This window comes from Pseudoflavonifractor sp. 60, assembly GCF_009911645.1.
Lineage (GTDB): Bacteria > Bacillota > Clostridia > Oscillospirales > Oscillospiraceae > Lawsonibacter.
Genome location: NZ_QWKI01000077.1, coordinates 43,318 through 67,302, shown reverse-complemented (window position 1 = coordinate 67,302; position 23,985 = coordinate 43,318). Strand labels below are relative to the sequence as shown.

General features: G+C 61.0%; 27 protein-coding genes. 22 read left to right on the top strand and 5 right to left on the bottom strand.

The window, feature by feature from the left end:
• From D1646_RS22840 to D1646_RS09195, 3 genes are all read left to right on the top strand, one after another.
• Positions 1–223, top strand: a 223-nt coding sequence (locus D1646_RS22840) for a hypothetical protein (RefSeq protein ID WP_207709437.1), incomplete at its 5' end; no start/stop codon positions are given.
• Positions 224–274: 51 nt separating this feature from the next.
• Positions 275–1,078 carry a hypothetical protein gene (locus D1646_RS09200; protein WP_160636180.1) on the top strand — a complete coding sequence of 268 codons (804 nt, stop codon included), beginning with the start codon at positions 275–277 and terminating at the stop codon, positions 1,076–1,078.
• Positions 1,079–1,142: 64 nt separating this feature from the next.
• Positions 1,143–2,069: an alpha/beta hydrolase gene (locus tag D1646_RS09195; protein WP_160636179.1), complete on the top strand. Its 927-nt coding sequence runs from the start codon at positions 1,143–1,145 to the stop codon at positions 2,067–2,069.
• Positions 2,070–2,180: 111 nt separating this feature from the next.
• On the opposite strand, the gene D1646_RS09190 is transcribed toward D1646_RS09195, so the two are convergent.
• Positions 2,181–3,362: a cation:proton antiporter gene (locus tag D1646_RS09190; RefSeq protein WP_160636178.1), complete on the bottom strand. Its 1,182-nt coding sequence runs from the start codon at positions 3,360–3,362 to the stop codon at positions 2,181–2,183.
• 274 nt (positions 3,363–3,636) lie between these two features.
• Between D1646_RS09190 and polA the strand changes: the two genes are divergently transcribed.
• Positions 3,637–6,324, top strand: a complete 2,688-nt coding sequence (gene polA, locus D1646_RS09185) for a DNA polymerase I (protein ID WP_160636177.1) — start codon at positions 3,637–3,639, stop codon at positions 6,322–6,324.
• Between the two features lie 4 nt (positions 6,325–6,328).
• On the opposite strand, the gene D1646_RS09180 is transcribed toward polA, so the two are convergent.
• Complete coding sequence (locus D1646_RS09180) at positions 6,329–7,126, bottom strand: hypothetical protein (RefSeq protein ID WP_160636176.1); 798 nt, start codon at positions 7,124–7,126, stop codon at positions 6,329–6,331.
• Positions 7,127–7,345: 219 nt separating this feature from the next.
• Here D1646_RS09180 and D1646_RS09175 point away from each other — a divergent pair, with 219 nt between their 5' ends.
• The 14 genes from D1646_RS09175 (at position 7,346) to D1646_RS09110 (ending at position 16,649) form a co-directional block, all read left to right on the top strand.
• Entirely contained in the window at positions 7,346–7,579 is a 234-nt protein-coding gene (locus tag D1646_RS09175) for a hypothetical protein (protein WP_160636175.1), read from the top strand.
• 12 nt (positions 7,580–7,591) lie between these two features.
• A complete protein-coding gene (gene rimI / locus D1646_RS09170) occupies positions 7,592–8,050 on the top strand; it encodes a ribosomal protein S18-alanine N-acetyltransferase (RefSeq protein ID WP_160636174.1) in 459 nt (152 codons plus the stop codon).
• Positions 8,047–8,430, top strand: a complete 384-nt coding sequence (locus D1646_RS09165) for a hypothetical protein (protein ID WP_160636173.1) — start codon at positions 8,047–8,049, stop codon at positions 8,428–8,430. Before rimI ends, D1646_RS09165 begins: the two co-directional genes overlap by 4 nt.
• Positions 8,427–9,437 carry a tRNA (adenosine(37)-N6)-threonylcarbamoyltransferase complex transferase subunit TsaD gene (gene tsaD / locus D1646_RS09160; protein ID WP_160636172.1) on the top strand — a complete coding sequence of 337 codons (1,011 nt, stop codon included), beginning with the start codon at positions 8,427–8,429 and terminating at the stop codon, positions 9,435–9,437. Before D1646_RS09165 ends, tsaD begins: the two co-directional genes overlap by 4 nt.
• A gap of 426 nt (positions 9,438–9,863) precedes the next feature.
• Positions 9,864–10,421: a translation initiation factor IF-3 gene (gene infC / locus D1646_RS09155; RefSeq protein WP_160636183.1), complete on the top strand. Its 558-nt coding sequence runs from the start codon at positions 9,864–9,866 to the stop codon at positions 10,419–10,421.
• A gap of 20 nt (positions 10,422–10,441) precedes the next feature.
• On the top strand, positions 10,442–10,654 hold the full coding sequence (rpmI, locus tag D1646_RS09150; RefSeq protein WP_160571560.1) for a 50S ribosomal protein L35: 213 nt from the start codon (positions 10,442–10,444) through the stop codon (positions 10,652–10,654).
• A 20-nt stretch (positions 10,655–10,674) separates the two neighbouring features.
• Positions 10,675–11,031 carry a 50S ribosomal protein L20 gene (gene rplT / locus D1646_RS09145; RefSeq protein ID WP_160636171.1) on the top strand — a complete coding sequence of 119 codons (357 nt, stop codon included), beginning with the start codon at positions 10,675–10,677 and terminating at the stop codon, positions 11,029–11,031.
• A 124-nt stretch (positions 11,032–11,155) separates the two neighbouring features.
• Positions 11,156–11,920: a hypothetical protein gene (locus tag D1646_RS09140; protein WP_160636170.1), complete on the top strand. Its 765-nt coding sequence runs from the start codon at positions 11,156–11,158 to the stop codon at positions 11,918–11,920.
• 44 nt (positions 11,921–11,964) lie between these two features.
• Entirely contained in the window at positions 11,965–12,780 is an 816-nt protein-coding gene (locus D1646_RS09135; RefSeq protein ID WP_160636169.1) for an acyltransferase domain-containing protein, read from the top strand.
• Between the two features lie 41 nt (positions 12,781–12,821).
• A complete protein-coding gene (locus tag D1646_RS09130) occupies positions 12,822–13,328 on the top strand; it encodes a YqeG family HAD IIIA-type phosphatase (protein WP_160636168.1) in 507 nt (168 codons plus the stop codon).
• Positions 13,325–14,179, top strand: coding sequence for a TIM barrel protein (locus D1646_RS09125; RefSeq protein WP_160636167.1), 855 nt, complete (start codon positions 13,325–13,327; stop codon positions 14,177–14,179). The genes D1646_RS09130 and D1646_RS09125 overlap by 4 nt, the downstream gene beginning before the upstream one ends.
• Positions 14,176–15,240 (top strand): aminopeptidase P family protein, encoded by a 1,065-nt coding sequence (locus D1646_RS09120; RefSeq protein WP_160636166.1) that lies wholly within the window; start codon positions 14,176–14,178, stop codon positions 15,238–15,240. The genes D1646_RS09125 and D1646_RS09120 overlap by 4 nt, the downstream gene beginning before the upstream one ends.
• Before the next feature lie 330 nt (positions 15,241–15,570).
• The gene (locus tag D1646_RS09115) at positions 15,571–16,089 is read left to right on the top strand and encodes an SLOG family protein (protein ID WP_160636165.1); all 519 of its coding nucleotides are present in this window, start codon (positions 15,571–15,573) and stop codon (positions 16,087–16,089) included.
• Entirely contained in the window at positions 16,086–16,649 is a 564-nt protein-coding gene (locus D1646_RS09110; protein WP_201754612.1) for an epoxyqueuosine reductase QueH, read from the top strand. Before D1646_RS09115 ends, D1646_RS09110 begins: the two co-directional genes overlap by 4 nt.
• Positions 16,650–17,056: 407 nt before the next feature.
• On the opposite strand, the gene D1646_RS09105 is transcribed toward D1646_RS09110, so the two are convergent.
• The 3 genes from D1646_RS09105 to D1646_RS09095 all read right to left on the bottom strand — a co-directional run bounded on the left by D1646_RS09105 (position 17,057) and on the right by D1646_RS09095 (position 19,708).
• Positions 17,057–17,212: a hypothetical protein gene (locus D1646_RS09105; protein WP_160636164.1), complete on the bottom strand. Its 156-nt coding sequence runs from the start codon at positions 17,210–17,212 to the stop codon at positions 17,057–17,059.
• A gap of 242 nt (positions 17,213–17,454) precedes the next feature.
• On the bottom strand, positions 17,455–18,330 hold the full coding sequence (locus D1646_RS09100; RefSeq protein WP_160636163.1) for an aldose 1-epimerase family protein: 876 nt from the start codon (positions 18,328–18,330) through the stop codon (positions 17,455–17,457).
• Between the two features lie 46 nt (positions 18,331–18,376).
• A complete protein-coding gene (locus D1646_RS09095; RefSeq protein WP_160636162.1) occupies positions 18,377–19,708 on the bottom strand; it encodes a sodium-dependent transporter in 1,332 nt (443 codons plus the stop codon).
• Positions 19,709–19,985: 277 nt separating this feature from the next.
• Here D1646_RS09095 and galE point away from each other — a divergent pair, with 277 nt between their 5' ends.
• From galE to D1646_RS09075, 4 genes are all read left to right on the top strand, one after another.
• A complete protein-coding gene (gene galE / locus D1646_RS09090; protein ID WP_160636161.1) occupies positions 19,986–21,005 on the top strand; it encodes a UDP-glucose 4-epimerase GalE in 1,020 nt (339 codons plus the stop codon).
• A gap of 97 nt (positions 21,006–21,102) precedes the next feature.
• Positions 21,103–22,026 (top strand): sugar phosphate nucleotidyltransferase, encoded by a 924-nt coding sequence (locus tag D1646_RS09085; protein WP_160636160.1) that lies wholly within the window; start codon positions 21,103–21,105, stop codon positions 22,024–22,026.
• Complete coding sequence (locus tag D1646_RS09080; RefSeq protein ID WP_160636159.1) at positions 22,026–23,138, top strand: aminoglycoside phosphotransferase family protein; 1,113 nt, start codon at positions 22,026–22,028, stop codon at positions 23,136–23,138. The genes D1646_RS09085 and D1646_RS09080 overlap by 1 nt, the downstream gene beginning before the upstream one ends.
• Complete coding sequence (locus D1646_RS09075; protein ID WP_160636158.1) at positions 23,135–23,974, top strand: PocR ligand-binding domain-containing protein; 840 nt, start codon at positions 23,135–23,137, stop codon at positions 23,972–23,974. Before D1646_RS09080 ends, D1646_RS09075 begins: the two co-directional genes overlap by 4 nt.
• Positions 23,975–23,985: the final 11 nt, after the last annotated feature.

Genomic DNA, 23,985 nt, shown 5'->3' with positions numbered 1-23,985 from the left:
AGGGCGGGGGATTGTCCCTGAAAGCACCGTCTTCTACCTAAAATTTCAAGTAGAGGCAGTGCCAGCAAATCAATCCCGGCCCGACTTCGCCGGGAGCTCCTTTTCAAAGGGGCCAGGCCGCCTGCGGGTGGGACGAGGGATAAGCCCTGCGAAGCAGGAGCAAGGGGTGGCGAATCCAAAATTGATTTCTCTGTTGCGGTTTGGATTTTGGGGCATAGAATGAGATAGCCCACTGCGTTACATGATTGATTCCAACCAAAAGGAGTATTTCAATATGGAACTGAAAGTCGATCTTCCCACTTTAGCCGGACAGAATGTAGACCCGGCCACCTTCCAGCGGGTATGGGACCGGGTGATGCCGGAGCAGGCCGCCCCAGCCGCCCGGGAAGGGGGCGTCATTCCGGACACAGCCGTCCCCGCTCAGCCCTCGCCCGCCCCATCCGAGTCCCCGGAGCTCCCTCCGGTTCCCGACTGCCCTGCCAGCGAAGCTCTGCCGCCGGTGCCCGACTGTCCGGCAGAACCCACACTGCCCGTCGTGCCCGACTGCCCTGTTCAGGAGCTGGTCCCCGACTGTCCCGCCGGTGAAGCTCTGCCGCCGGTGCCTGGCTGCCCGGCAGAGCCCGGCACTCCCACGCGCCCTGGCTGCTCCGCCTGCCCCGCCCTGTGTCTGGGGGAGGCCTCCCAGGAGGACAGCGGACGTCTGCGGGAGCTGATGGGGCTGGCCCAGACCGGCGCCATGACCGCACGGGCGCTGGCGCGGCGCTCCAACGGCCCCACCGCCAAGGCCATGTCCATGCTGGCCTCCGACCACCGCTCAGCCTTCCGCAGGCTGTCCGCCGCCTACTTCCTCATTACCGGGAAGCGGTATGCCCCCAACTGCACCGCCCCCTCCCTGCCCGCCTCCCTGCCCCTAGCCCTGCGCCAGCAGTTTGTCTGGGAGCAGCAGTGGGAGCAGAAAAACAAGCAGGCCGCCCAGGCCACCTCCGATCCCTGCCTGCGGGAGCTCTACCAGGAGCTGGCCCAGGAGGGGGCCTATCATGCCGGCGTGATCCGCTCCATTTTGGAACAGATGGCTTGACTTCTTTCCACCTCTTGGGGTATGCTAAGAAAAAACTCCCCAGGAGTGAAAGCGAGGCAGCGCTATGATCCAGACCATTGATTTTACCTATCCATCTCAGGATGGCGTTCACACTGTCCACGCCAGAGAGTGGGTGCCCGAGGGACGGCCCCGGGGGCTTGTGCAGGTTGTCCATGGAGTTGCGGAGCACGTGGGGCGCTACGACGGCCTGGCACGGTTCCTGGCCGCCCGGGGCTATCTGGTGTGCGGGGAGGACCACCTGGGCCACGGCCTGACCGCCGGGGGCAAATTTGGTTATTTCGGTCCCAGGAAGGGCTGGGAGCTGGTGTCCGGGGATGTGCGCCGCCTGCGGGAGCTGGAGAGGGAAAAGCACCCCAAGGTCCCCTATGTGCTGCTGGGTCACTCCATGGGCTCCTTTCTGGTGCGGACCTGCCTGATTTGCTGGCCGGGGACGGTGGACGCCGCCGTGCTGTCTGGGACGGGCCAGGAGTCCGCCGCCGCCGTGGCCTCTGGAAAGGCACTGTCGGGAATGCTGTGCCAGCTGCGTGGCCCCGATTACGTGAGCAATGCGGTGAACGAGCTGTCCCTGGGCGCCTACAACAAGGTCTTTCAGCCCAACCGCACCTCCTCCGACTGGCTCAGCCGGGACCGGGAGAGGGTGGATGCCTACCTGGCCGACCCCCTGTGTACCTTTGTGCCCACCGTGGGGATGTTCCGTGACATGATGGGAGGCTTGCAGTTTATTGCCAACAGGAAGAACCTGACCAGGATGGATGGGAGCACTCCGGTGTACTTCCTCTCCGGCAGCCAGGACCCGGTGGGCTCTATGGGCAAAGGGGTGCGGAAGGTGGAGAAAATGTTCCGCACCGCCGGATGCCGCGATGTGACTGTGAAGCTCTACCCCGGGGGCCGGCATGAGATGTTTCACGAGCTCAACCGGCAGGAGGTGTTTCAGGACCTGCTGGACTGGCTGGAGAGCAGACTGACATAGAGCACAAATTCCCTGCCCCCGGTCTTTTCCGCAATCTATAAACAGCACTCCCCCTATGACAGACGGATGTCTCTCATAGGGGGAGTGTATTGTAATCGGGATATTCTCTTGTCACACCAGCTCCGGTCCCCTGGAGATGGCCAGCTTCAGCAGCACCGGCGTCAGCAGGGCGGAGGCGATGACAGCCAGGACGATGGCGGGCAGGATGGCCGGGTCGATCATGCCGGCGTCGATACCCCGCTGGGCCACCATCAGGGCCACCTCGCTGCGGGCCACCATGCCGATGCCTACCACCAGGGCCTGGTGACGGCTCATGCGGCAGGCCAGCCCGCCCAGACCGCAGCCTACAATCTTGGACAGCACGGCGGCGGCCACCAGCAGCAGCGCAAAGACCAGGATGCTGGAGTTCATATCCCGCAGGTTGGTTTTCATGCCCACACCGGCAAAAAAGACGGGGGTAAACACCATGTAGGCGGTGATGGTAAATTTTTTAGCCACAAACTTCCGGGCCTTGGTCACGTTGCACAGGATCAGCCCAGCGAAGTAAGCGCCGGTAATGTCCGCCACTCCGAACCAGGTCTCGGAGCAGTAGGCCATCAGCAGGCAGAAGGCCAGCGACCACACCGCCACCCGGCGGCTGTGCCAGTGGTCCTCGGCCACATAGGTAAAAATCCGGCGGACAATCAGCCCCACCGCCAGCACAAAGGCGAAGAAGAGGACAATGTGGACCAGCACCAACACCGGGTCGGAGTCACCGGAGCTGAAGGCGCTGAGGACGGACAGCACCACAATACCGATAATGTCGTCAATAAGAGCGGCGCTGAGCAGGGTTGTGCCTGTGCGGGTTTTCAGCTTGCCCATCTCGTTCAGGGTCTCCACCGTAATGGACACAGAGGTGGCGGAGAAGACCGAGCCCATAAAGGCGGATTTCAGCAGGTTATAAGCGGTGAACTCGCCTCCGCAGAAGAAGGCAAAGTACAGTCCGCCGCACAGAAACAGGGGGACAAATACCCCAAGCACTGCGATGCCTCCGGCCTGGAGGCCGGTCTCCTTCAGTTCCTTCATGTCGGTGTCGATGCCGGCGGTGAACATAAGCATGATGACGCCGATTTCTGCCGCCTTCACCAGAAAGTCGGTGCTCTCCAGCACGCCGAAGCCGCTGGGGCCCATGATAATGCCCGCCAGCAGCGCCCCCACCACCTGGGGCAGGTGGACGTGTTCTGTCAGCAGGCCGAAGACCTTGGTAGAGAGCAGGATGATGGCCAGCAGCAGCAAATAGGTATAGGATTCCATAAGTATGCCTCCCAAAAAATAACCGCCCGGGTCTCCCCGGACGTCTCCGCAGCGATGCGGCCCCTCTTTTTTGAAGTCTCTTGATTATAGCCACCAGTATTTGGGAAGTCAATGGGCAAAGTATCTCGAAATATCTCCGTTTTCCCTCCATTTTTCGGAGGAAAGCCAGGAACCGGCAGTTTTCTCCCCTTGCCCGCAGGCGGAAAAACTGGTATACTATACCACATGAAATTTTATGTCCCGCTCCTGGGCGGGACAAGAGGGAGCTTCCGCTATGAAGAAACTGATGGTGATTGACGGTAATTCCATTGTCAACCGGGCCTTTTACGGGGTCAGCCAGACGCTGACGACCCGGGAGGGGCAGCCCACCAACGCCATTTTCGGCTTTTTGAACATCCTGAATAAGCTGCTGGAGGAGACCGCCCCCGACGCCCTGTGCGTCACCTTTGACCGCTCCGCCCCCACCTTCCGCCACCAGGCATACGAGGGCTACAAGGCCAACCGGAAGGGGATGCCCGAGGAGCTGGCCAGCCAGATGCCCCTGTTGAAGGGTGTGCTGTCTGCCATGAACGTGCCCATGTACGAGCTGGACGGCTGGGAGGCCGACGATCTGCTGGGCACCATCGCCCGGCTGGACCAGGAGGCGGGCTGGGAGACAGTGATCGTCACCGGGGACAAGGACGCCCTCCAGTTGGTGACCGAGCAGACCACTGTCAAGCTGGTGTCGACCCGTATGAGCCGCACCACCACCAGGGATGTCACTCCGGAGGTCTTCCGGGGGGACTACGGCTTTGAGCCCAGGAGCATCATCGACCTGAAGGCCCTCATGGGGGACTCCTCCGACAACTACCCCGGGGTCAAGGGCGTGGGGGAGAAGACCGCTATGGCCCTCATCCAGCTCTACCACACCATCGCTCATCTCTACGACCACATGCCCGATATCTGTTCCGCGCCCAACGTCCCCGCCAAGCCCGGCCTGGTGAAAAAGCTGGAGGAGGGCCGGGAGAGCGCCCGGCTGTCCTACGACCTGGCCACCATCCGCACCGACGCCCCCATCGACTTTCAGCCCGAGGCCAACCTGCGCCGGCCGCCGGACAACGACAGGCTCTATCAGCTGTTTCTGGAACTGGAGTTTGCCAAGCTCATTGACAAGTACCACCTCACCGCACCCCAGGGGGAGGGTGCGCCGGAGGAGGCCCCCGTCTTTGCGGGGACCTGCACCAGCGAGACTGTAGAGGACCGGGGGCGGATGGAGGCGCTGCTGGAGCTGTGGCGGACCCTGGACCATGTCAGCGTGCTGGCTCTGCCCGGGCTGGACCGGGTGTGCGTGGAGTGGCAGGAGGAAAATTCCGGCTGTGCTGCTCTGTTCTTCGCGGACAGGCTGGACTGCTACAACGACTTTTTAAAGACCTTCTTCTCCGACCCCGCCCTCAAAAAGGCGGCCCACGGGGTGAAGGACCTGTGCCGGGCCCTGCTGGCCGAGGGCATCTCCCCCGCCGGGTTTGTCTTCGATACTGAGGTGGCCGCCTACCTCCTGGCCCCCACCGACGGCAGTTACGAGCTGGAAAAGCTGGCCCTCACCTATTTCAAGGTCCAGGCGGAGCCGGCCTCCTTCTACCTGGAGGAGGGTGCCTTCAGCCCCCTGTCCGACCCGGCGGTCCCGCTGGGGGCCCTGATGTCCCACTGCGCCTGGATCGACGCACTGAGGGACGTACTGGAAAAGCGGCTGAAACAATTGGGGATGTGGGAGCTGTATGAACAAGTGGACCTTCCCCTGTGCTCTGTGCTGGCCGAGATGGAGACCGAGGGCTTTCTCATCGACAGGGGAGCCCTGGCGGAGTTTGGCAAAATGCTCTCTGGGCGCATCGACCAGGCGCAAAAGACCATCTATGAGCTGGCCGGGGAGGACGGCTTCAACATCAACTCCACCCAGCAGCTGGGCCACATCCTCTTTGATAAGCTGGAGCTGCCCCCGGTGAAGAAGACCAAGAGCGGCTGGTCCACCAACGCCGACGTACTGGAGAAGCTCAGGGGCCAGCACCCCATCATAGACAGCATTCTGGAGTACCGCCAGCTGACCAAGCTGAAGTCCACCTACGCCGACGGCCTGGCCAAGGTCATCGGCCCCGACGGGCGGATTCACACCTCCTTCCAGAACACCGTCACCGCCACCGGTCGCCTCAGTTCCACCGAGCCCAATTTGCAGAACATCCCCGTGCGGACCCCGCTGGGGGCCGAGCTGCGGAAGATGTTTGCCGCTCCGGCGGGGAAGGTGCTGGTGGATGCGGACTACTCCCAGATTGAGCTGCGCCTGCTGGCCCATATGGCGGGGGACCAGGCCATGATTGACGGCTTCCAGAGCGGCGAGGACATCCACACCATCACCGCCTCCCAGGTGTTCAATGTGCCCTTGGGGGAGGTGACCCCCCAGATGAGAAGGAGCGCCAAGGCGGTGAATTTCGGCATCGTCTACGGCATCTCCCCCTACTCCCTGTCCGAGGATATCGGGGTCACCGTCCAGGAGGCCAAGGAGTATATGAATAAATACTTCGCCCACTACGCCGGAGTACGCACCTATATGGACGCCGTGGTGGAGCAGGCCAGGCAGGCGGGTTATGTGGCAACCCTGTGGGGCCGCCGTCGGTGGATTCCCGAAATCAAATCCTCCAACTTTAATACCCGCTCCTTCGGGGAACGGGTCGCCCTCAACGCCCCCATCCAGGGCACCGCCGCCGACATTATCAAGCTGGCTATGATTCGGGTCCGGGACCGGCTGAGGGCCGAGGGGCTGACGGGAAAGCTGGTCCTCCAGGTCCACGACGAGCTGATTGTGGAGTGCCCGGAGGAGGAGGCGGAGACCATCTGCCGGGTCGTGGAGGAGGAGATGGAGGGGGTCGCCAGGCTGTCCGTCCCCCTCCTGGCCGAGACCCACGCCGGCAGGACCTGGGCTCAGGCCCACTGACCCCCTAACGGCGCTGGGGCCGGGGCTCCTGCCGGCGGGGAATGCCCAGCTGGGCGGCGCAGGAGGAAATTTCCGCCCAGGGGGCCAGGAAGATGTGGATACCCAACCGGTGCGCCACCTCCACCTTCCGGGTCAGAGTGTCGCTGTCGTCAAAGAGGACGAAGTGGCCCACACCCTCCCGGCCCATGTAGGTGAAGTACCGGGCGCACAGCTCAGAGGAGAAGAAGATGGAGGGGGACAGCCGCTGCCGCAGCTGCTCCAGCTCCTGGCCGCTGAGAGGCTGGCCGCTGCCGGTGGGGGAGGGCAGGGCAAAATCCTCCGCCCGCTTCTCCAGGGCCAGGGTGACCCGGCTCTCCCCAAAGCGCTCCAAAGCCTCCTCCAGCCGCCGCTGAAGGGAGCCGCCGGAGAGGGCGGAGGGGATCATGACCCGGGCGTGGGGGGCGTGAGGGGCGTACCGCTCGTTGACGTAGAGGGTCCAGCCCCGGCGGGCAAACTGTTCGTCCAGACGCGCCACAATACTCTCCAGAGGGGGCAGGCGGTTTTCAAAGTCCAGGACCGCCCCGGAGAAGCCCCGGGCCTGACACTCTCGGAAGACCTCCTGACACAGCGGCCCGGTCTGCCCCAGACCGTCAAAATCCCGGTCGTCTATTACCATCAGTCCGCCCTTGGGGAGCGCGGCGCTGTCCGCCCGAAACAGGTGGGGACCCGGCCCCAGGCGGTAGGCCAGGTGGGCAGGGACGGCCTGCCAGCCCCGGAGCAGGGGCAGTTGTTTGGGCGGCAGAGTGACAATAAAGGTGTCCATGGGAGTTCCCCCTTGTCCGAAGTTTGATCCTATGATATACTGCGCAGTACACAGTATGCGGCGGGACAAGGGATTAGAACCTGCGGCCCCCACAGGAGCCCCCCGCCTGGCAAGGGCATGGAAGGAGCAGCGCGCTATGTATTACGAAATCGTCTCCATGGACCGCCGCCCGCCATGTTGGACGGCTGGCCCTGCGGATTCTGACGGGGGGTGGCCTGAATGAAACACGAGAAATGGGTCTGGGGGTTCCTCCTGCTCTTGGGGTGCGCTCCTTTTGTGATTGCCTTAATCTATTGCCTGGTCACAAGTCTGCTGGATTTCGGCGGCGTAGGGTTTCATAAGACATCATTTTTGGAGTACCTGTTTATCTGGATCTTGTTGTACTGGCCGGCCTATGTGGTTGGAGCTGTTTTGATTGCAATATCCACCGCAAAACTCAAGAAGAAACATTAAGGAGTCTTTTCTATGTACTACGAGATCGTCCCCATGGACCGCAGCCACATTCCCCAGATTGCCGCCCTGGAGCGGGAGTGCTTCCCCGACCCCTGGAGCGAAACCCTGCTGGAGGACGCCCTGTTTGACCCCCAGGCCAGCTTCATCGTGGCCGAGGACGACGAGGGGATGATTCTGGGCTACGCCGGGCTCCACGCGGTGCTGGACGAGGGCTATATTGACAACATCGCCGTGGCAGCCGACGCCCGGCGGCACGGGGTTGCCTCCGCCCTGCTGGATGTGTTCTGCCGGTTTGGAGCGGTAAACCTGGCCTTCCTGTCCCTGGAGGTGCGCCAGTCCAACGCCGCCGCCATTGCCCTGTACGAGAAGCACGGCTTCCAGCGTGTGGGACTGCGGCCCGGCTACTACCAACACCCCCGGGAGGACGCGGTGATTATGACTCGGGAGTTTTCCAAGGAGGACGAGAAATGAACAGCATCGTAAGCGTCACCGTCCATTCCCAGGGGGCTCCCGCGCCCTGTATCAAGCTGATTCGAGCCTTCGACCCCACCTTGACTGTGGGGGAGCTGGGCGCCAACATCAAGGCGGGCAGGCCCGCGTTCTCCTTTGATTTGGAGTACTACGATGTGGTGGAGGACCTGAATGGCATCGACCGCAGAAAAATCTTTCGCCGGCTGTTGGAGGAGCTGGAGGCCCAGGGGGCCCGGCTGGAGATGACCTTGACCCGGATTTTGACCTCCGGCACATCCATTGAGCCTTTTACCCTGAAGGACTTTGATAATTATATGGATTTCAGCGAGGAAATACGCCGGCAGGTTGAGCTGGACTGTGACCGGGAGGCGGAAGAATGAACATTTTAGCCATTGAGTCCTCCTGCGACGACACCGCCGCTGCCGTGGTGCGGGACGGACGGACGGTGCTGTCCAGCTGTGTCTCCTCTCAAATCGAAATGCACACCATCTACGGCGGCGTGGTGCCCGAGATTGCCTCCCGCAAGCACATCGAGGCCATCTCCGCCCTGGCGGACCGGGCGGTCTCCGACGCCGGCCTGACCAAGGGGGAGCTGGACGCCATCGCCGTCACCTATGCCCCCGGTCTCATCGGAGCGGTGCTGGTGGGGGTCAACTTCGCCAAGGGGGCGGCTATGGCCCTGGACCTGCCCCTGATTCCCGTCCACCATGTCCGGGGCCACATCGCCGCCAACTATATAACCCACCGGTCGCTGGAGCCCCCCTTCGTCTGCCTGTGCGTCTCCGGGGGGACCACCGCCATTGTGGACGTGCAGTCCTACACCCGGATGTCCGTGCTGGGCGGGACCCGGGACGACGCCGCCGGGGAGTGCTTTGACAAGGTGGCCCGGGTTCTGGGCATCGGCTACCCCGGGGGCGGTCCCATGGACAAGCTGGCCCAGGGGGGAGACGACAGGCGGTATGAGCTCCCCGTGGCCCACGTGTCCGGAGCGGAGCTGGATATGTCCTTCTCCGGGCTGAAAACCGCCAGCCTCAACCTGATCCACAACAGCGAGCAGAAGGGGGAGGTGCTGGACCTGCCCGCCTTTGCCGCCAGCTTCGGCAGGGCGGTGAGCGACTCCCTGATTCCCCGGGTCATGCTGGCCGCCCGGGAGAAGGGCTATGGCAAAATCGCCGTGGCCGGGGGGGTGGCCGCCAACAGTCGCATTCGGGCCGATCTGCAAGCCGCCTGCGCCCGCAGCGGGGACCGGCTGTTCCTCCCAGAGCTGAAATACTGCGGGGACAACGCCGCCATGATCGGCTGTCAGGGCTTTTACGAGCTCCAGGCGGGCCACACCGCCGGCTGGGATTTGAACGCCTATGCCACTCGGGATATCTCGCTGGGATGATGTTCCGCTCCGAAGGGCCGGCTGTCCGATAGGAATTTGGCGTTATGTAGCCCCCGCGCGCTTTACTGTGAGAAAAATCCACCGCGTTTTGGCGGGACTTCTCCAGCGCCCTCCCGGGGCTCCAGGACTTTTTTCCACCGGTGTGGAGAAAGATGTGGAAAATGTTGAAAACTCTATGTGGAGTTTTATTACACCCCTCCGTTATGTAAAGCGCCCGTCCCCTCTTTTATCGGAAAAATTCCTGGAAAAAGTGAAAAAATACCCTTGACACTGGGGCGGGTGGGTGATATAATGCGCCTTGCACAATAAAGCAGGTACGGTTCCCCGTCCTCACCCCAGGCCAGAGCCGAAGGGTCAACATGGAGACATACCGCCGGAGTTCCGGCGTTGTTTTGCTGTGATGTGGGGGCCATACTGGCAGCCCACATTTCATTTTGTCTGGAGGTGCTTCCCATCGCTAACACAGGTCATCAAACCAATGAAGATATCCGGGACAAAGAGGTGCGCCTGATTTCTGAATCCGGTGAGCAGCTGGGCATCATGTCCTCCCAGGAGGCGCTGCGCCTGGCCGAGGAGCGGAGTCTGGATCTGGTCAAAATCTCCCCCAATGCCGTCCCCCCCGTGTGTAAGCTCATGGACTACGGCAAGTACCGGTTCGAGCAGACCAAGCGCGAGAAGGAAGCCCGCAAAAACCAGCGGGTGGTGGAGATCAAGGAGATCCGGATGTCTCCCAGCATTGATGTCAACGACTTCAATGTAAAGCTGCGCAACGCCCAGAAGTTTCTGTCCGAGGGCAACCGGTGCAAGGTCACCGTCCGTTTTCGCGGGCGCGAGATGGCCCACACCAACATCGGCCAGGATCTGCTGCTCAAGTTTGCAGAGGAGTGCGGCGAGGTCGCCGTGATGGACAAATCCCCCAAGCTGGAGGGACGCCACATGTCCATCTTCCTGTCCCCCAAGCCCATGAAGGACGCGAAAAAGTAAGTAAAGGAGTTCAAACAGTTATGGCGAAGAAAATCAAGATTAAAACGCACAGCGGCGCCAAAAAGCGCTTCTCCCTCACTAAGACCGGCAAGGTCAAGCGTGCCATGACCAAGAAGCGTCACCTGCTTAACGGCCACGGCAAAACCACCAAGCTGAAGCGGGCTCTGCGCGGCACCACTTACGCCGACAAGACCAACGAGGCCGCCATTAAGCGCATGATCCTGTATAAGTAAGACGAGGGAGGGAACGAGTTATGGCAAGAGTGAAAGGCGCGATGATGACGCGCAAGAGAAGAAATAAGATCCTGAAGATGGCCAAGGGCTATTGGGGCTCCAAATCCAAGCACTTTAAGATGGCCAATCAGGCCGTGATGAAGTCCGGCGTGTACGCTTATACCGGCCGCAAGCTGAAGAAGCGCGACTTCCGCCAGCTGTGGATCACCCGTATCAGCGCCGGCTGCAAGATGAACGGCATGAACTACTCCACCTTTATGAACGGCCTGAAGAAGTCCGGCATCATCATCAACCGCAAGATGCTGGCCGAGATGGCAGTCAACGACAAGGCCGCCTTCACCCAGCTCACCGACACCGCCAAAAAGGCCCTGGCCTGATTTTAAATTGGAAGCGCACCCCAGCGGGGGGCGCTTTTTCATTGTCTGCCCTTAATTTCTTGATAATTTTTCCGATACTTTACATGGAACGTTCCGCAATCTATTCCATATTGGGGGTTTTTCCATGATCAATATGCCAATTCGCCCGCTGTCCGCCGCGGTCGTTCGCACCGCCCCTACAGGCCAGACTGTAACCGCCAGGGCAGAAGCGGCGGCGCCGAAGACCGACGTGATCGATATGTCTAAGCCTCCTACGCCGGAACAGGCAGAACGTATGCGCAATGCCGGTATTCTGGGCTATGGCAGCGTTTCCGCCTCGAAGCAGGTGGCCACCGAAACCCGTGGGGACGGCTTTACTATGACCCATTTTATCTCGAACTACCAACATACCTTCTTCGATGTAGTCAATGAGGCCACCTACCAGAACATCTCCACCAGCGCCGGCGTTTTCACCTCCGGCGGCTCCTTTGCCTATGCCAGTTTCGCTTCGCAGCTTGTCCAAAACTGGAAGGACGGCAGCAGTCTGAAGGCCGAGTTGCAGCAGGCCGCGTACAGCTTCCGTATGAGCGGAATACCTTCCTGGTATATCCCAGCCCACAAGAACGAGGACGGGACCTTTTCTCTGGCCCAGTTCGGCCCCTGTCCCACGGCCACCGTCAGCGGATACCGCTCCTCCCTCACCATCACCCAGTCCGGCGGCGGACAAACCCAGGTCTCCCGGTATGAGACGTTGATCCGCCACGCAGTAACCACATCTCCTGACCAGGAGCACCCCGAGGGAGCGGTGGATTATAAAAATGAGAATTTCGACCGGATCATCACCGATGAACTGCTGGACCGCATCGACAAATGTGCACAGACGCTCTATCGCTTTGACACACAGGCCTGAGAACACAAGCCCTCCGGTGGGAGTGCGCTTTTTGGGAGCTTTTTATGGATTTACAACAGCTGTATCAGCACATCGGCCTCAAGCCCGACGCCGTCCAGGCCCTGGACCGGGCTGGCCGGGTAATCGACCGCGCACAGACCGCCCCCCTCCTGGACCGGCTGATGGCCCCGCAAACCGCCCAAGCCGCCTACCGCCAGCTCCGCGCCCTGCTGGGGGAGGACTCTGACGGCTTCAAGCTGCTGTACTGCTATCTGGAATGCGCCCGCCGGGCCTATGAGGGCTATCAAAAACGGGGGATCCCGGACTCCATCTATTTCGATACCATGGGGTGCTTTTCCCGCTTTCTTTGGGAGTGCCAGCGGGAGACGGGGACCCTCGCCTTCGACCGGGCCTGGTGGACCTACCGCCAGACCAGCATGACCCTGTTCCGGGTCGGGGCGCTGGAGTATGAGTTTTCCACCCATCAGGGAAAGCCGGCCCTGGCCCTTCACATCCCCTCTGATGCAGACCTGTCTCGGGAGGGGGTAGACGCCTCTCTGGCCCAGGCGGAGGTCTTCTTTAAGAACTGTTTCCCGGATGTTTCCTATGAGAAATACATCTGTGACTCCTGGCTGCTGTCCCCCGCCCTGGGACCGCTCCTGGGGCCGGACTCCCATATTCTCTCCTTTCAAAGCCGCTTCCAGATTTTGCGGGAGAGACCGGAGGACCGGGAGTTTATCCGGTGGCTGTTCCAGAGCCCCCAGGATACCGCCGCAGACCGCCTGCCCGCCGCCACCTCCCTGCAAAGGAGGGTGAAGGCCCTGCTCCTGGAGGGGGGAGCGGTGGGCTGCGCTTACGGGATTATGGAGCGGGTCCCCTGAGCCCCTCAGACCAATCCACTTTATCACAAGGAGAACATGACATGTCCTTATCGCCGATCCCCCGGGGGGTGTACCCCTCGGTGACCGATATCTCCCCCAAACTGCTGGCGGAAAAGGGGATCCGCCTGGTGCTTGCCGACCTGGACAACACGCTGGTCCCTTACAAGGTGACCCAGCCCCCCAGGGAGGTGGTGGCCTGGAAGGAGGCGCTGGAGGCCCAGGGCATCCGACTGTTTTTGCTGTCCAACAGCCGCAAACCGGGCCGGGCTCAGCACTTCGCAGAGCAGCTGGGCATCCCCTACCAAGGCCACTCCCGGAAACCCAGCAAGGCCGGCTACCTGCGGGCCATGGAGCGTATGGGCGTGACCCCGGAGCAGACCGTTATGGTGGGGGACCAGATTTTTACCGATACCCTGGGGGCCAACAACGCTGGAGTCACCCCCCTGCTGGTTCAGCCCATCCGCCTGGCGGGTAACCCGGGGCGGTATATCCGCTACGCTGTGGAGACCCCCTTCCGGCTGCTGGGCAGAGGGAGGGCCTTCCTGTGAGCGCGGAATTCGGCCCTGCGGGCAACTGCGACAGCTTTTCCAAGGTCCACAAGTCCTCGTTGGCCGCCCCCAAGTGGATTGCGGACTTCGGTCTGGACTGCTATGAGTACCAGTGCGGCAAGGGGGTCCACGTGGGGGAGGACACCGCCCGCAAGGTGGGCGAGAATGCCCAGGCGGCGGGGATCGTCCTGTCTCTTCACGCCCCTTACTTTATCAACCTGGCCAACCCGGACCCGGATTCCTTCAAAAAGACCATCGGCTATATCACCGGGGCCTGCCAGGCGGCTGGCTGGATGGGGGCCCGGCGGGTCGTCATTCACTCCGGGGCTCTCATGAAGCGCAGCCGTCGGGAGGCGTTGGATATTGCGAAAAAATCCCTGCGGGAGGTGGTCGCCGTCTGCGACGGGCGGGGTTTCCCCCAGACCCTGTGCCCTGAGACCATGGGAAAGATCAATCAGCTGGGCGACCTGGACGAGGTGCTGGAGCTGTGTACCCTGGATGAGCGGCTGGTCCCCTGCATCGACTTCGGCCACCTCTACGCCCGCTCCCTGGGGGCGGACGACGGCCAAGAGGCGTTCTCACGGATGCTGGACCGGATGGAGGAGGTCTTAGGAGCCGAGCGGGCCTCCGGTTTCCACAGTCACTTCTCCCATATTGAGTTTACCCCGGGGGGCGGGGAGAAGTGCCACCGCACCTTCGAGGACGACGGGGGCTACGGGCCCCACTGGGCGCCCCTGGCCGCTGAAATCGCCCGCCGGGGCTGGTCCCCTACGTTCATCTGCGAGTCCGCCGGGACCCAGGCGGAGGACGCACTGACCATGAAGAAAATTTATCAGGAGTGTCTGCCATGAATCATATTGAAAAGATCGCCGCCCAACTGCCGGAGTACGGCCTGGACGCTATGATGATAACCAGCGAGTCGGGGGAGCGGTATGCCCTGGGCTTCCACGGGGAGGGCCTGCTGCTGGTGACTCGGGACGGGGCTCAGTACTCCACCGATGGCCGGTACATCGAGGCCGCCCGGGAGCAGATCACCGGCCCGGAGATCTGCCTTACGACCCCGGAGAAGGGCCATATGAGCTTTGCCAAGGAGTATATAGAGGAGAAAAAACTGCACAACGTGGGCTTTGAGAGCGGGGCCATGACGGTGGACGGCCACAAGAGGTATGCCCAGGAGCTGCCCTGCATCCTGGTTCCCGCCCAGAAACTGCTGGACGGCCTGCGCGCCGCCAAGGACGAGGGGGAGCTTGCCCTCATGCGCCGGGCTCAGGCCATTACTGACGAGGCGTTCAAGGCCATTCTTAATTTCATTCGTCCCGGTATGACGGAGCGGGAGATTGCGGCGCGGCTGGTCTATGAGCTGCTCAGCCGGGGCGGAGAAAAGGTGTCCTTTGACCCCATCGTGGCCGCCGGCTCCAACGGCTCACGGCCCCACGCCGTCCCCGGTGACCGGATGGTGGAGGAGGGGATGTTCGTCACCATGGATTTCGGCTGCAAGGTGGAGGGCTACTGCTCCGATATGACCCGCACCGTGGCCATCGGCCAGCCCAGCCAGGAGATGGAGGACGTGTATGCCGCCGTCCTGGCCGCCCAGAAGGCGGGCATCAACGCCGCCAGAGCGTGGGTCACCGGCCAGGAAATTGACGCCGCCGCCCGCCGCGTCCTTCAGGAGACCGGCTTCGGCGCATATTTCACCCACAGCTTCGGCCATTCTCTGGGGGTTGATATCCACGAGGCCCCCGGCGCCAACTCGAAGGAGACCCGCCCCATGCCCGTGGGGGCCGTCATCTCTGCCGAACCCGGCGTCTATATCCCGGGCCGCTTCGGTGTGCGCATTGAGGACGTGCTGATCCTCCATGAAACCGGCTGCGAGAACATAACCCGCTCTCCGAAAGACCTGATCGTCCTCTAACCCCTTCTTCCTTTTTTCTTTGAAAAGAAAAAAGGAAGCGAAAAAAGAAACTTTTGCGCAAAACTCCGCTGCGCTCCGTTTTGCTTCCTGACCTTCTCCCGCCAGTCGTCCTAAAGTTGAATACGCTTAAGCTACAATACGAATGAAGAATATAAAGTATATGAATGGATTCATCATTGTATTATGGCCTCAACGCATGATGCAATGAAAAGCAAAGGCTGGCAGGTGAGCGCAGGGAAAAAACGGAGCGCAGCGGAGTTTTTTCCAGAAGTTTTTTCTTTTGCTTCTTTTCTTTTTTTTAAAAAAGAAAAGAAGAGAGAGGGGTGAGGTATGTTAGAACGGGAAAGGAGCTGCTGCTTTACGGGGCACAGGCCGGAGAAGCTGCCCTGGGGTGAGGAGGAGGACGATCCCCGGTGCGGGCGGCTGAAGGAGGCGCTGGCCCGGGCGGTGGAGGAGGCCTATCAGGCGGGGAGCCGGCACTTTATTGTTGGCATGGCCCGGGGCTGCGACCTCTACTTTGCGGAGGCGGTTCTGGAGCTGCGGGAGTGGCGGGAGGATGTGACCCTGGAGTGTGCCCGCCCCTGTGAGGAGCAGGCGGACCGGTGGCCCTCCCGGGAGCGGACGCGATATCAGGCGATTCTGGACCACTGTAATTTTGAGACGCTGGTTCAGCGTCGCTATGACCGGGCCTGCATGATGCGGCGCAACCGCTACATGGTGGACCACGCCGGGCGGCTGATTGCGGTCTACAACGGCGCACCCGGGGGCGGAACCCATCAGACGCTGGTCTATGCCAGAAGACGGAAGCTGGACATTCAAATTCTGAATCTGGAGGATTTTTCCCAATGAACACGCTTATGCACATCTGCTGCGCGCCCTGCGCCAACCGGCCCATTGCCGCACTGCGGGAGGAGGGGATTCCCGTTACCGGCTTCTGGTTCAACCCCAACATCCACCCCTACACCGAGTACCAGGCCAGAAAGCGGACGCTGGAGGAGTACGCCAAAGAGATTGGTATGAAGCTGGCGATTGGCGGCACCTACGACCTGCGGCCCTTTATTACTGCGGTGGCCGGGGACATTGACCGTCGGTGTATCTACTGCTACCGGACCCGGATGGAGCGTACGGCCCAATATGCGGCGGAAAATGGCTATGACAGCTTTACCACCTCGCTGCTCATCTCCCCCTACCAGAAGCACGAGGCCATTGCCGCCGCCGCCCGGGAGATGGGAGAACGGTACGGTGTGGCGTTCCTCTACCGGGATTTCCGCCCCCTCTTCCAGGAGGGACAGCAGTTTGCCCGGGAACACGGCTTCTATATGCAGAAGTACTGCGGCTGCATCTTCAGCGAGGAGGACCGATATATGGCCCAAAAGCGGAAAAAGAAGGCCGCCGCGCAATCCACGTAAACAGGCGGCTTGGAGCTGGAAACTGCCCTCACATACACACAGCCCCTCCGGCCGAAACCGGAGGGGCTGTGCGCAGAAAAAGAGAAGGAAGTACTAATGTTTTTTATATAAACCGTCTTGGCTCCATGAAATATGGAGTCCGAAAACGGGGATTTTTGGTCTGCCGCACCAGGACGCTGCCCATGGGGCGGCAGTGGAGCGCGTTACCTCGCGCAGAGAGGTCTGGAAGCTGCCAGGGTGTCCGGTATTTCGCGCGTGTTGCCGGACGATGAAACAGCGGCTGCCGTTTCGGGAGGAGTATCGGATCAGCTGTCTGAACTGTCCATAGGATACCACACTGCGCTGAAGTAATCTTCACCAGAATTGGAACTTTTTGTGAAGAATGTGTGAAGAGTGCCGGGACCCGGTCACATATCGTGGCCCTCCCGTTTCATGCGCATCTCCAGCTGGTCCGCCATGGGGTCCTGGGCGTTGGTGGGTGTGTCGGTGCGGTTCTGCCCGGCGATGGGCGCGGAGCCCCGCAGGTCCCGGCCCTGGCTGCGATTTTGTTTTTTCTTACTCATAGGAAAAACCCCCTTGTCTTGGATGGTCCTAGTATTCCACAACAAGGAGTTAAAAATCCGCTCTCAAATACAAAAAGTTGTTCCAGGACCTCTGTGGGTCCACACCGTAAGAACGCCGCAGCGTCCCCCTGCTTCCAAGGGAATGCTGCGGCATTTCGTTTTTAATGGAAAAGGAGCGCACATCTGCGGTCAAAGTACGCACTGCCCATTTTTAATACCATTTGGATTTTCGAGATAAAAAATCACTTAATGTAAAAAGTGTAGGTCAATTCCTTCTGCTTTCCGGGGTGGAGTGTAATACAGAAGGGCTTATCACTAAACTTCCCGCTCTCGTTGTCCCAGGCGGCACAGCCGTGCCAGGGTTCCAGGCACAGGTAGGGGGCACCCGATTTGGTCCAGAAGGCCACCATGGGGAACTCGTGGAAGTCCAGAATAGTCCCATGGCCGGTTCCCTTGTGGAGCAGCGTCACCTTGCCGGAACGCAGCATACTGAAAATGATGGTGTCCATCTCTGCGAAGACATTGTAGTCCAGGGCGATCTTCCCGCTCTCATTGACCATAGGCTTGCGGCCATCGTGGCGGATGACGCCCTGTTCATTGAGGAGGTGGCTGTCGGCACACTCGGACTCCTCAAAGAGCAGCTCATACTCCTCAAATCGCTCCCCGGCACGAAGGGGGCAGCGGATTGCGGTGTGGGCCCCGATGCAAAAGGGCATGGAGGCGGTTCCGGTATTGGTCACGGTGAAGGTGGTGGAAAAGCCCTCCTCCAGCAGCCGGTGGGTCACCTTCAGAGAGAAGGGGAAGGGATAGCGCTCCAGCGTCTCCTGGGTCTCCCGCAGCTCCAGCGTTACAAAGTCATCCCCCTGTTCCACAGGGCTGAACTCCATTCCCCGGGCAAAACCGTGGCGGCCCATCTCATAGCTCTGGCCGTTGATATCAACCCTTCCGTCCTTCAGCGACCCGACGATGGGGAACAAAATGGGATTTTGTCCCGTCCAGAAAGCCGGGTCCCCCTGCCAGATATATTCCAGGCCGTCCCCGTCTTGGAGGGAGACCAGCTCCCCGCCCTTCGTCTGAGCCACAGCCCGCAAATTTCCTTTTTTCAGTTCATAGGTCATGCTTGCGCCTCCTTGATTCTGCTCCACCCGTTGGACGGAAACAAGTTTAAAATGCTACCTTTAAAAACAGTGCTACACAGCACAAAATCACCGCACAGGGCACATAGAGATACCGCCCCAGGGAATACCACACCTGGCCCGAGGGCTTTTTCGCCCCCCGGTTGATCTCCTCCAGCAGCTCCTCCCGTCTCATCATCCAGAACCAGGAGACCGCGCCCAGAGTTGCTCCAATGGGGATGATATAGATGGAGACAATGTCCATCCAGGGACCCCACTTGAAAATGGGCTCCATATTCAGGCCGATCCCCAGACAGATGATACACAGCAGTCCCAGCATGGCCTTGCGGTTGAGTTTGGGGAAGCGGTGGAGCAGGGACTCGCCTACCGCCTCAAACATGTTTTGCAGGGAACTGACCCCGGCAAAGACCATGGCGGTGTACAGGATAATGGCGAACAGCCGCCCCAGAGGGATGTCCTGCAAAATGCGGGGCAGAGTCACGAACAGCAGAGAGGGGCCCGCCCCCACGTCCAGCCCATAGGCAAAGCAGGCAGGAATAATGACCAGAGCGGCCACCAGGGCGGCTATCGTGTCAAAGAGGGCGGTCTGCTTGGCCAGGGATACCACATCCTCATCCTTCCCCAGGTAAGCCCCATACACAATCATGCCGCTGCCGGTAATAGACAGGGAGAAGAAGGCCTGACCCATGGCCCAGATCCACACCATGGGGTCCAGCAGGTCCTCCCAGCGGGGCGTAAACATATACTTGTAACCCTCTGCAGCGCCGGGCAGAAAGGCGACCCGCACCGCCAGAATCAGGAAGATCAGGAAAAACAGGGGCATCATCACCTTGTTGGTCCGCTCGATGCTCCGGGCTCCCAGCAGCAGAGTCAGCAGCGTCCCCACCACCACAATGACGTGGAAGGGGACCACCGAGTAGTCCGCCAGAGAGAAGCTGTCAAACCAGACGGAGGTATCGGCAGTCATCAGCGACCCCACCGCCGAGGCGGCAAAGGCCTTGAGCACATAGGCGATAATGACCGCATAGCCAATGGCGATACACATGGAACCGGCCAGGGGCAGCCAGCCCAGGGTTGCGCCGGCGGATCCCAGTTCCTTTTTCCGGCTGGACCAGGCCATGCGGTAGGCCCCCAGCGTACCTGTATGGGCCCGGCGTCCGGCGGCGTACTCCGCAGACAGGCCCACCGTGCCGAACAGCATAATAAAGAACAGATAGGCCAGCAGGAAGGCCCCGCCGCCATAGCTGCCCATCTTGGAGGGGAAGCCCCACACATTGGCCATCCCCACCGCCGACCCCACCGCAGAGAGGACAAAGCCCCAGCCGCTGGTAAACTGGTGTTTCTTCTTTTCAGCTCCCATAGTAAACTCCTTTTTCTCTTTACAATTCCATCCTGCCGGCAAACATACCCACAGGAGTATACTACATTTTGCACAAAAAAGCAACGGTCAAATCCGGATTCCGTTAAACTTTTGCTGGCGGTACCCCATCCCTCCCCGGAACTATAAAAATAGTCAAATTGACGTACGATATTCCAGATTATTGGTGAAATCGTCTATTTTCATTTTGCTGTACAGAGGATACAATAGAAACAGCAGCAAAAGCACCGCGCAACATTATAATAAAGGAGCGTTTATTATGTCCATTCTTGTCTGCGGCGGCGCCGGTTATATCGGCAGCCATACCTGTGTGGAGCTTCTTCAGGCGGGCTACGAGATCGTAGTGGCCGACAACCTCTACAACTCCTGTGAGGAGGCGCTGGTCCGGGTTGAGAAGATCACCGGAAAGAAGGTCCCCTTCCTCAAGACGGAGCTGTGCAATGAGGCCGAGGTGGAGGCCCTGTTCGCCAAGCACCCCGACATTGACGCGGTGATCCACTTCGCCGGGCTGAAGGCCGTGGGCGAGAGCGTATCCAAGCCCCTGGAGTACTACTCCAACAACCTCATCAGCACCCTGTACCTGCTCCAGGCCATGCGCCGCCACGGAGTCAAGAACTTCGTCTTCTCCTCCTCCGCCACCGTCTACGGCGATCCCGCCACCGTTCCCATCCGGGAGGACTTCCCCACCGGCGGCACCACCAATCCCTACGGCACCACCAAGCTGTTCCAGGAAAAAATGCTCATGGACATCTGCGCCGCCGATCCGACCCTGAATGTTGCTCTGCTGCGCTACTTTAACCCCATCGGCGCCCACGAATCCGGCCTCATCGGCGAGGACCCCAACGGCATCCCCAACAACCTGGTGCCCTATATCGCCAAGGTGGCGGTGGGCCAGCTGGAGAAGGTCCACGTCTACGGAAACGACTACAACACCCCCGACGGCACCGGCGTGCGGGACTATATCCACGTGGTGGACCTGGCAAAGGGCCACGTGGCGGCGCTGAAGAAGCTGGACACCGGCTGCGGTCTGTTTGTGTGCAACCTGGGCACCGGCAAGGGCTACTCCGTGCTGGACGTGCTCCACGCCTATGAGAAGGCCTGCGGCCACCAGCTGCCCTATGTCATCGAGGCCCGCCGTCCCGGCGACATTGCCGCCTGCTACGCCGACCCCGCCAAGGCCCGGGAGGAGCTGGGCTGGGAGGCGCAGCTGGGCATCGAGGAGATGTGCGCCTCCTCCTGGAAGTGGCAGTCCATGAATCCCAACGGCTACAAGGGCTAAATCCCCCGGGAGACAGCTGATCTGAAACAGGGGCGGGCCGAATCGACCCGCCATACATACAACCCATATGATATTATTTTAAGGAGGACAACAGACTGTGAACAAGCCTGTTCTCGTTATCATGGCCGCTGGCATGGGCAGCCGGTACGGCGGTCTCAAGCAGCTGGACCCGGTGGGGAACCACGGCCAGCTTATCATCGACTACTCCATTTTTGACGCCCGCCGGGCGGGGTTTGAGACGGTGATCTTCGTCATCAAGCCCGAGATCGAGGCCGATTTCAAGTCTGCCATCGGCGACCGGGTGTCCCAGGTGATGGAAGTAAAGTACGCCTATCAGCTGAAGGAGGACCTGCCCCAGGGCTACTCAGTCCCCGCCGGCCGGAGCAAGCCCTGGGGCACCGCCCACGCAACCCTGGCCGCCCGGAAGCTCATCGACGGTCCCTTCGCGGTCATCAACGCCGACGACTACTACGGCCCGGAGGCCTTTCAAAAGATCTTTGACTACCTCTCCGCTAACCCGGACGGGGATGTGTATGAGTATGTGATGGTGGGCTATCTGCTGAAAAACACCGTCACCGAAAACGGCACCGTGGCCCGGGGGGTGTGCGAGGAGACTGGGGACCACTATCTCTCCCAGATCACCGAGCGCACCAAGATTGAGCAGGGGCCGCCCCTGCGCTTCACCGAGGACGACGGGCAGACCTGGACCCAGCTGCCCGAGGACACCATCGTCTCGCTGAACCTGTGGGGCTTCAACCGCAGCTTTCTGGATGAGGCCCTGGCCCGCTTCCCCGCCTTTTTGGACAGGGCCCTGGCGGAAAACCCCGAGAAGGGGGAGTACTTCCTGCCCACCGTGGTCAGCCAGCTCATCGGGGAGGGCAGGGCCCGGGTGAAGGTGCTGCGCAGTCATGACAAGTGGTACGGCGTCACCTATCGGGAGGATAAGCCCGCCGTGGTGGCCGCCATTGCCGAGAAGACCGCCTCGGGCCTCTACCCCGACCGGCTGTGGGAGGTGAAGTGATGGTCCAGGCAGAGCAGACCCTCCAGGAGGTATTGGAGGCCTTTGACTTCGGCGCGCCCGTGGTGGGGGCCATCCGGTACGGCCACGGCCACATCAACGACACCTTTGTGGTCCACACCCAGCCGGAAAATATGTGCTGCCGCCGGTTCATCCTCCAGCGAATGAGCGCCGCCGCCTTTAAGCGGCCCGACCAGCTGATGGAGAACATCATCGGCGTCACCGAGTACCTGGGCCGGCAGATTGAGGCTCGGGGGGGCGACCGCAGCCGGGAGGCCATGGAGGTCCTCCGCCCCAAAAACGGTCAGGACTACTACACCGACAGCCAGGGGGGCGCCTGGCGGCTGTACCACTTTGTGGAGCACACCATCTGCTATCAGTCGGCGGACACCCCGGAGCTCTTCGCCGCCTCCGGCCGGGCCTTTGGCCGGTTCCAGCAGCTTTTGAAGGACTACCCCGCCGGGACCCTGTATGAGACCATCCCCAATTTTCACAACACCGAGGACCGGCTGGCCAAGTTCAAGGCCGCCGTGGAGGCGGACCGGCTGGGCCGGGCGGCGGGCTGCCAAGCAGAGATCGACTTTGTCCTGGCCCGGGAGAAGGACTGTTCGGTGGCCCTGGACGCCATGCGGGCCGGGAAGCTGCCTCTGCGGGTCACCCACAATGATACCAAGCTGAATAACGTCCTCATGGACGAGGAGACTGGCGAGGGTAAGTGCATCATTGACCTGGACACCGTGATGCCCGGCCTGGTGCTCTACGACTTCGGCGACTCTATCCGCTTCGGGGCCAACCACTGCGCCGAGGACGAGACCGACCTGTCCAAGGTCAATCTGGACATAGACCTTTTCGCCGCCTACACCGCCGCTTTCCTGGAGGGGACCGGCGGCTCCCTCACCGGAGAGGAGATCGCCTATCTCCCCTGGGGGGCCAAGCTGATGACCCTGGAGTGCGGGATGCGCTTCCTTACAGACCATCTGGAAGGGGACGTCTACTTCCATATCGCCCGGGAGGGGCATAACCTGGACCGCTGCCGGACCCAGTTTAAGCTGGTTGCGGATATGGAGGCCCACTGGGCTGAATTGGAGGCCATCACGGGACAATATCAGAAATGAACATTCTCTTTGATGAAGAGCAGCTGCGCAAGCTGATTGCCAATTTGAAGATTCTCACCGGTCTTCCCGCCAACATCCTGGACCCGGAGGGCCGGGATATCAACCTGTTTCGCGGCCATCCCCCCTTCTGCCGGGCCGTCAATGACCTGCCCGAGGGACACGAGCGCTGTGTCGCCTGCGACCAGTGCAAGATCCGCCACTACACGGCGGAGCAGGGCTTTCAGTTCTACCGCTGTCATCTGGGTATCTGCGAGGCCATTATGCCCCTCTACGACAAGAAAAATCCCCTGGCCTACCTGGCGGTGGGGTGCTATCTGGACGACACCCCCGTGGAGGAGCAGTGGGAGCACACCCGGGCCCTGCTGGACTGGTGGCCCGACGGCCCCGACGCGCTGAGGGACGCCTTCTTCCAGTTCCGCCAGTACTCCCAGGTGGAGATCCACGCCTACACCGAGACTCTGGAGGCCCTGTCCGCCTATATCCAGCTGAAGGGGATGATCCGGGCCACGGAGCAGACCGACCTGCAAAAGCTGGCGCTGTACCTGGAGGAGCACTACATGGAAAAGCTCTCCCTGGCCTCCATCTCCAAGGAGATGCACATTGGACGCACCAAGCTGTGTATCCTGGCCAAGGAGCTGTCCGGCGGCCATACCCTGTCCTACCTGATTGCCCAGCGGCGCATTCAGGCTGCCCAGCGTCTGCTGGTGCAGACCAGTCTGCCCATCTCTGCCATTGCGGAGGAGGTGGGCATCAGCGATTACAACTATTTTTCCAAGGTCTTCCGCTCCATGACCGGCACCACACCCAGCGCCTTTCGCAAGCAGCATCTGGGCTGAACCCTCTTCCA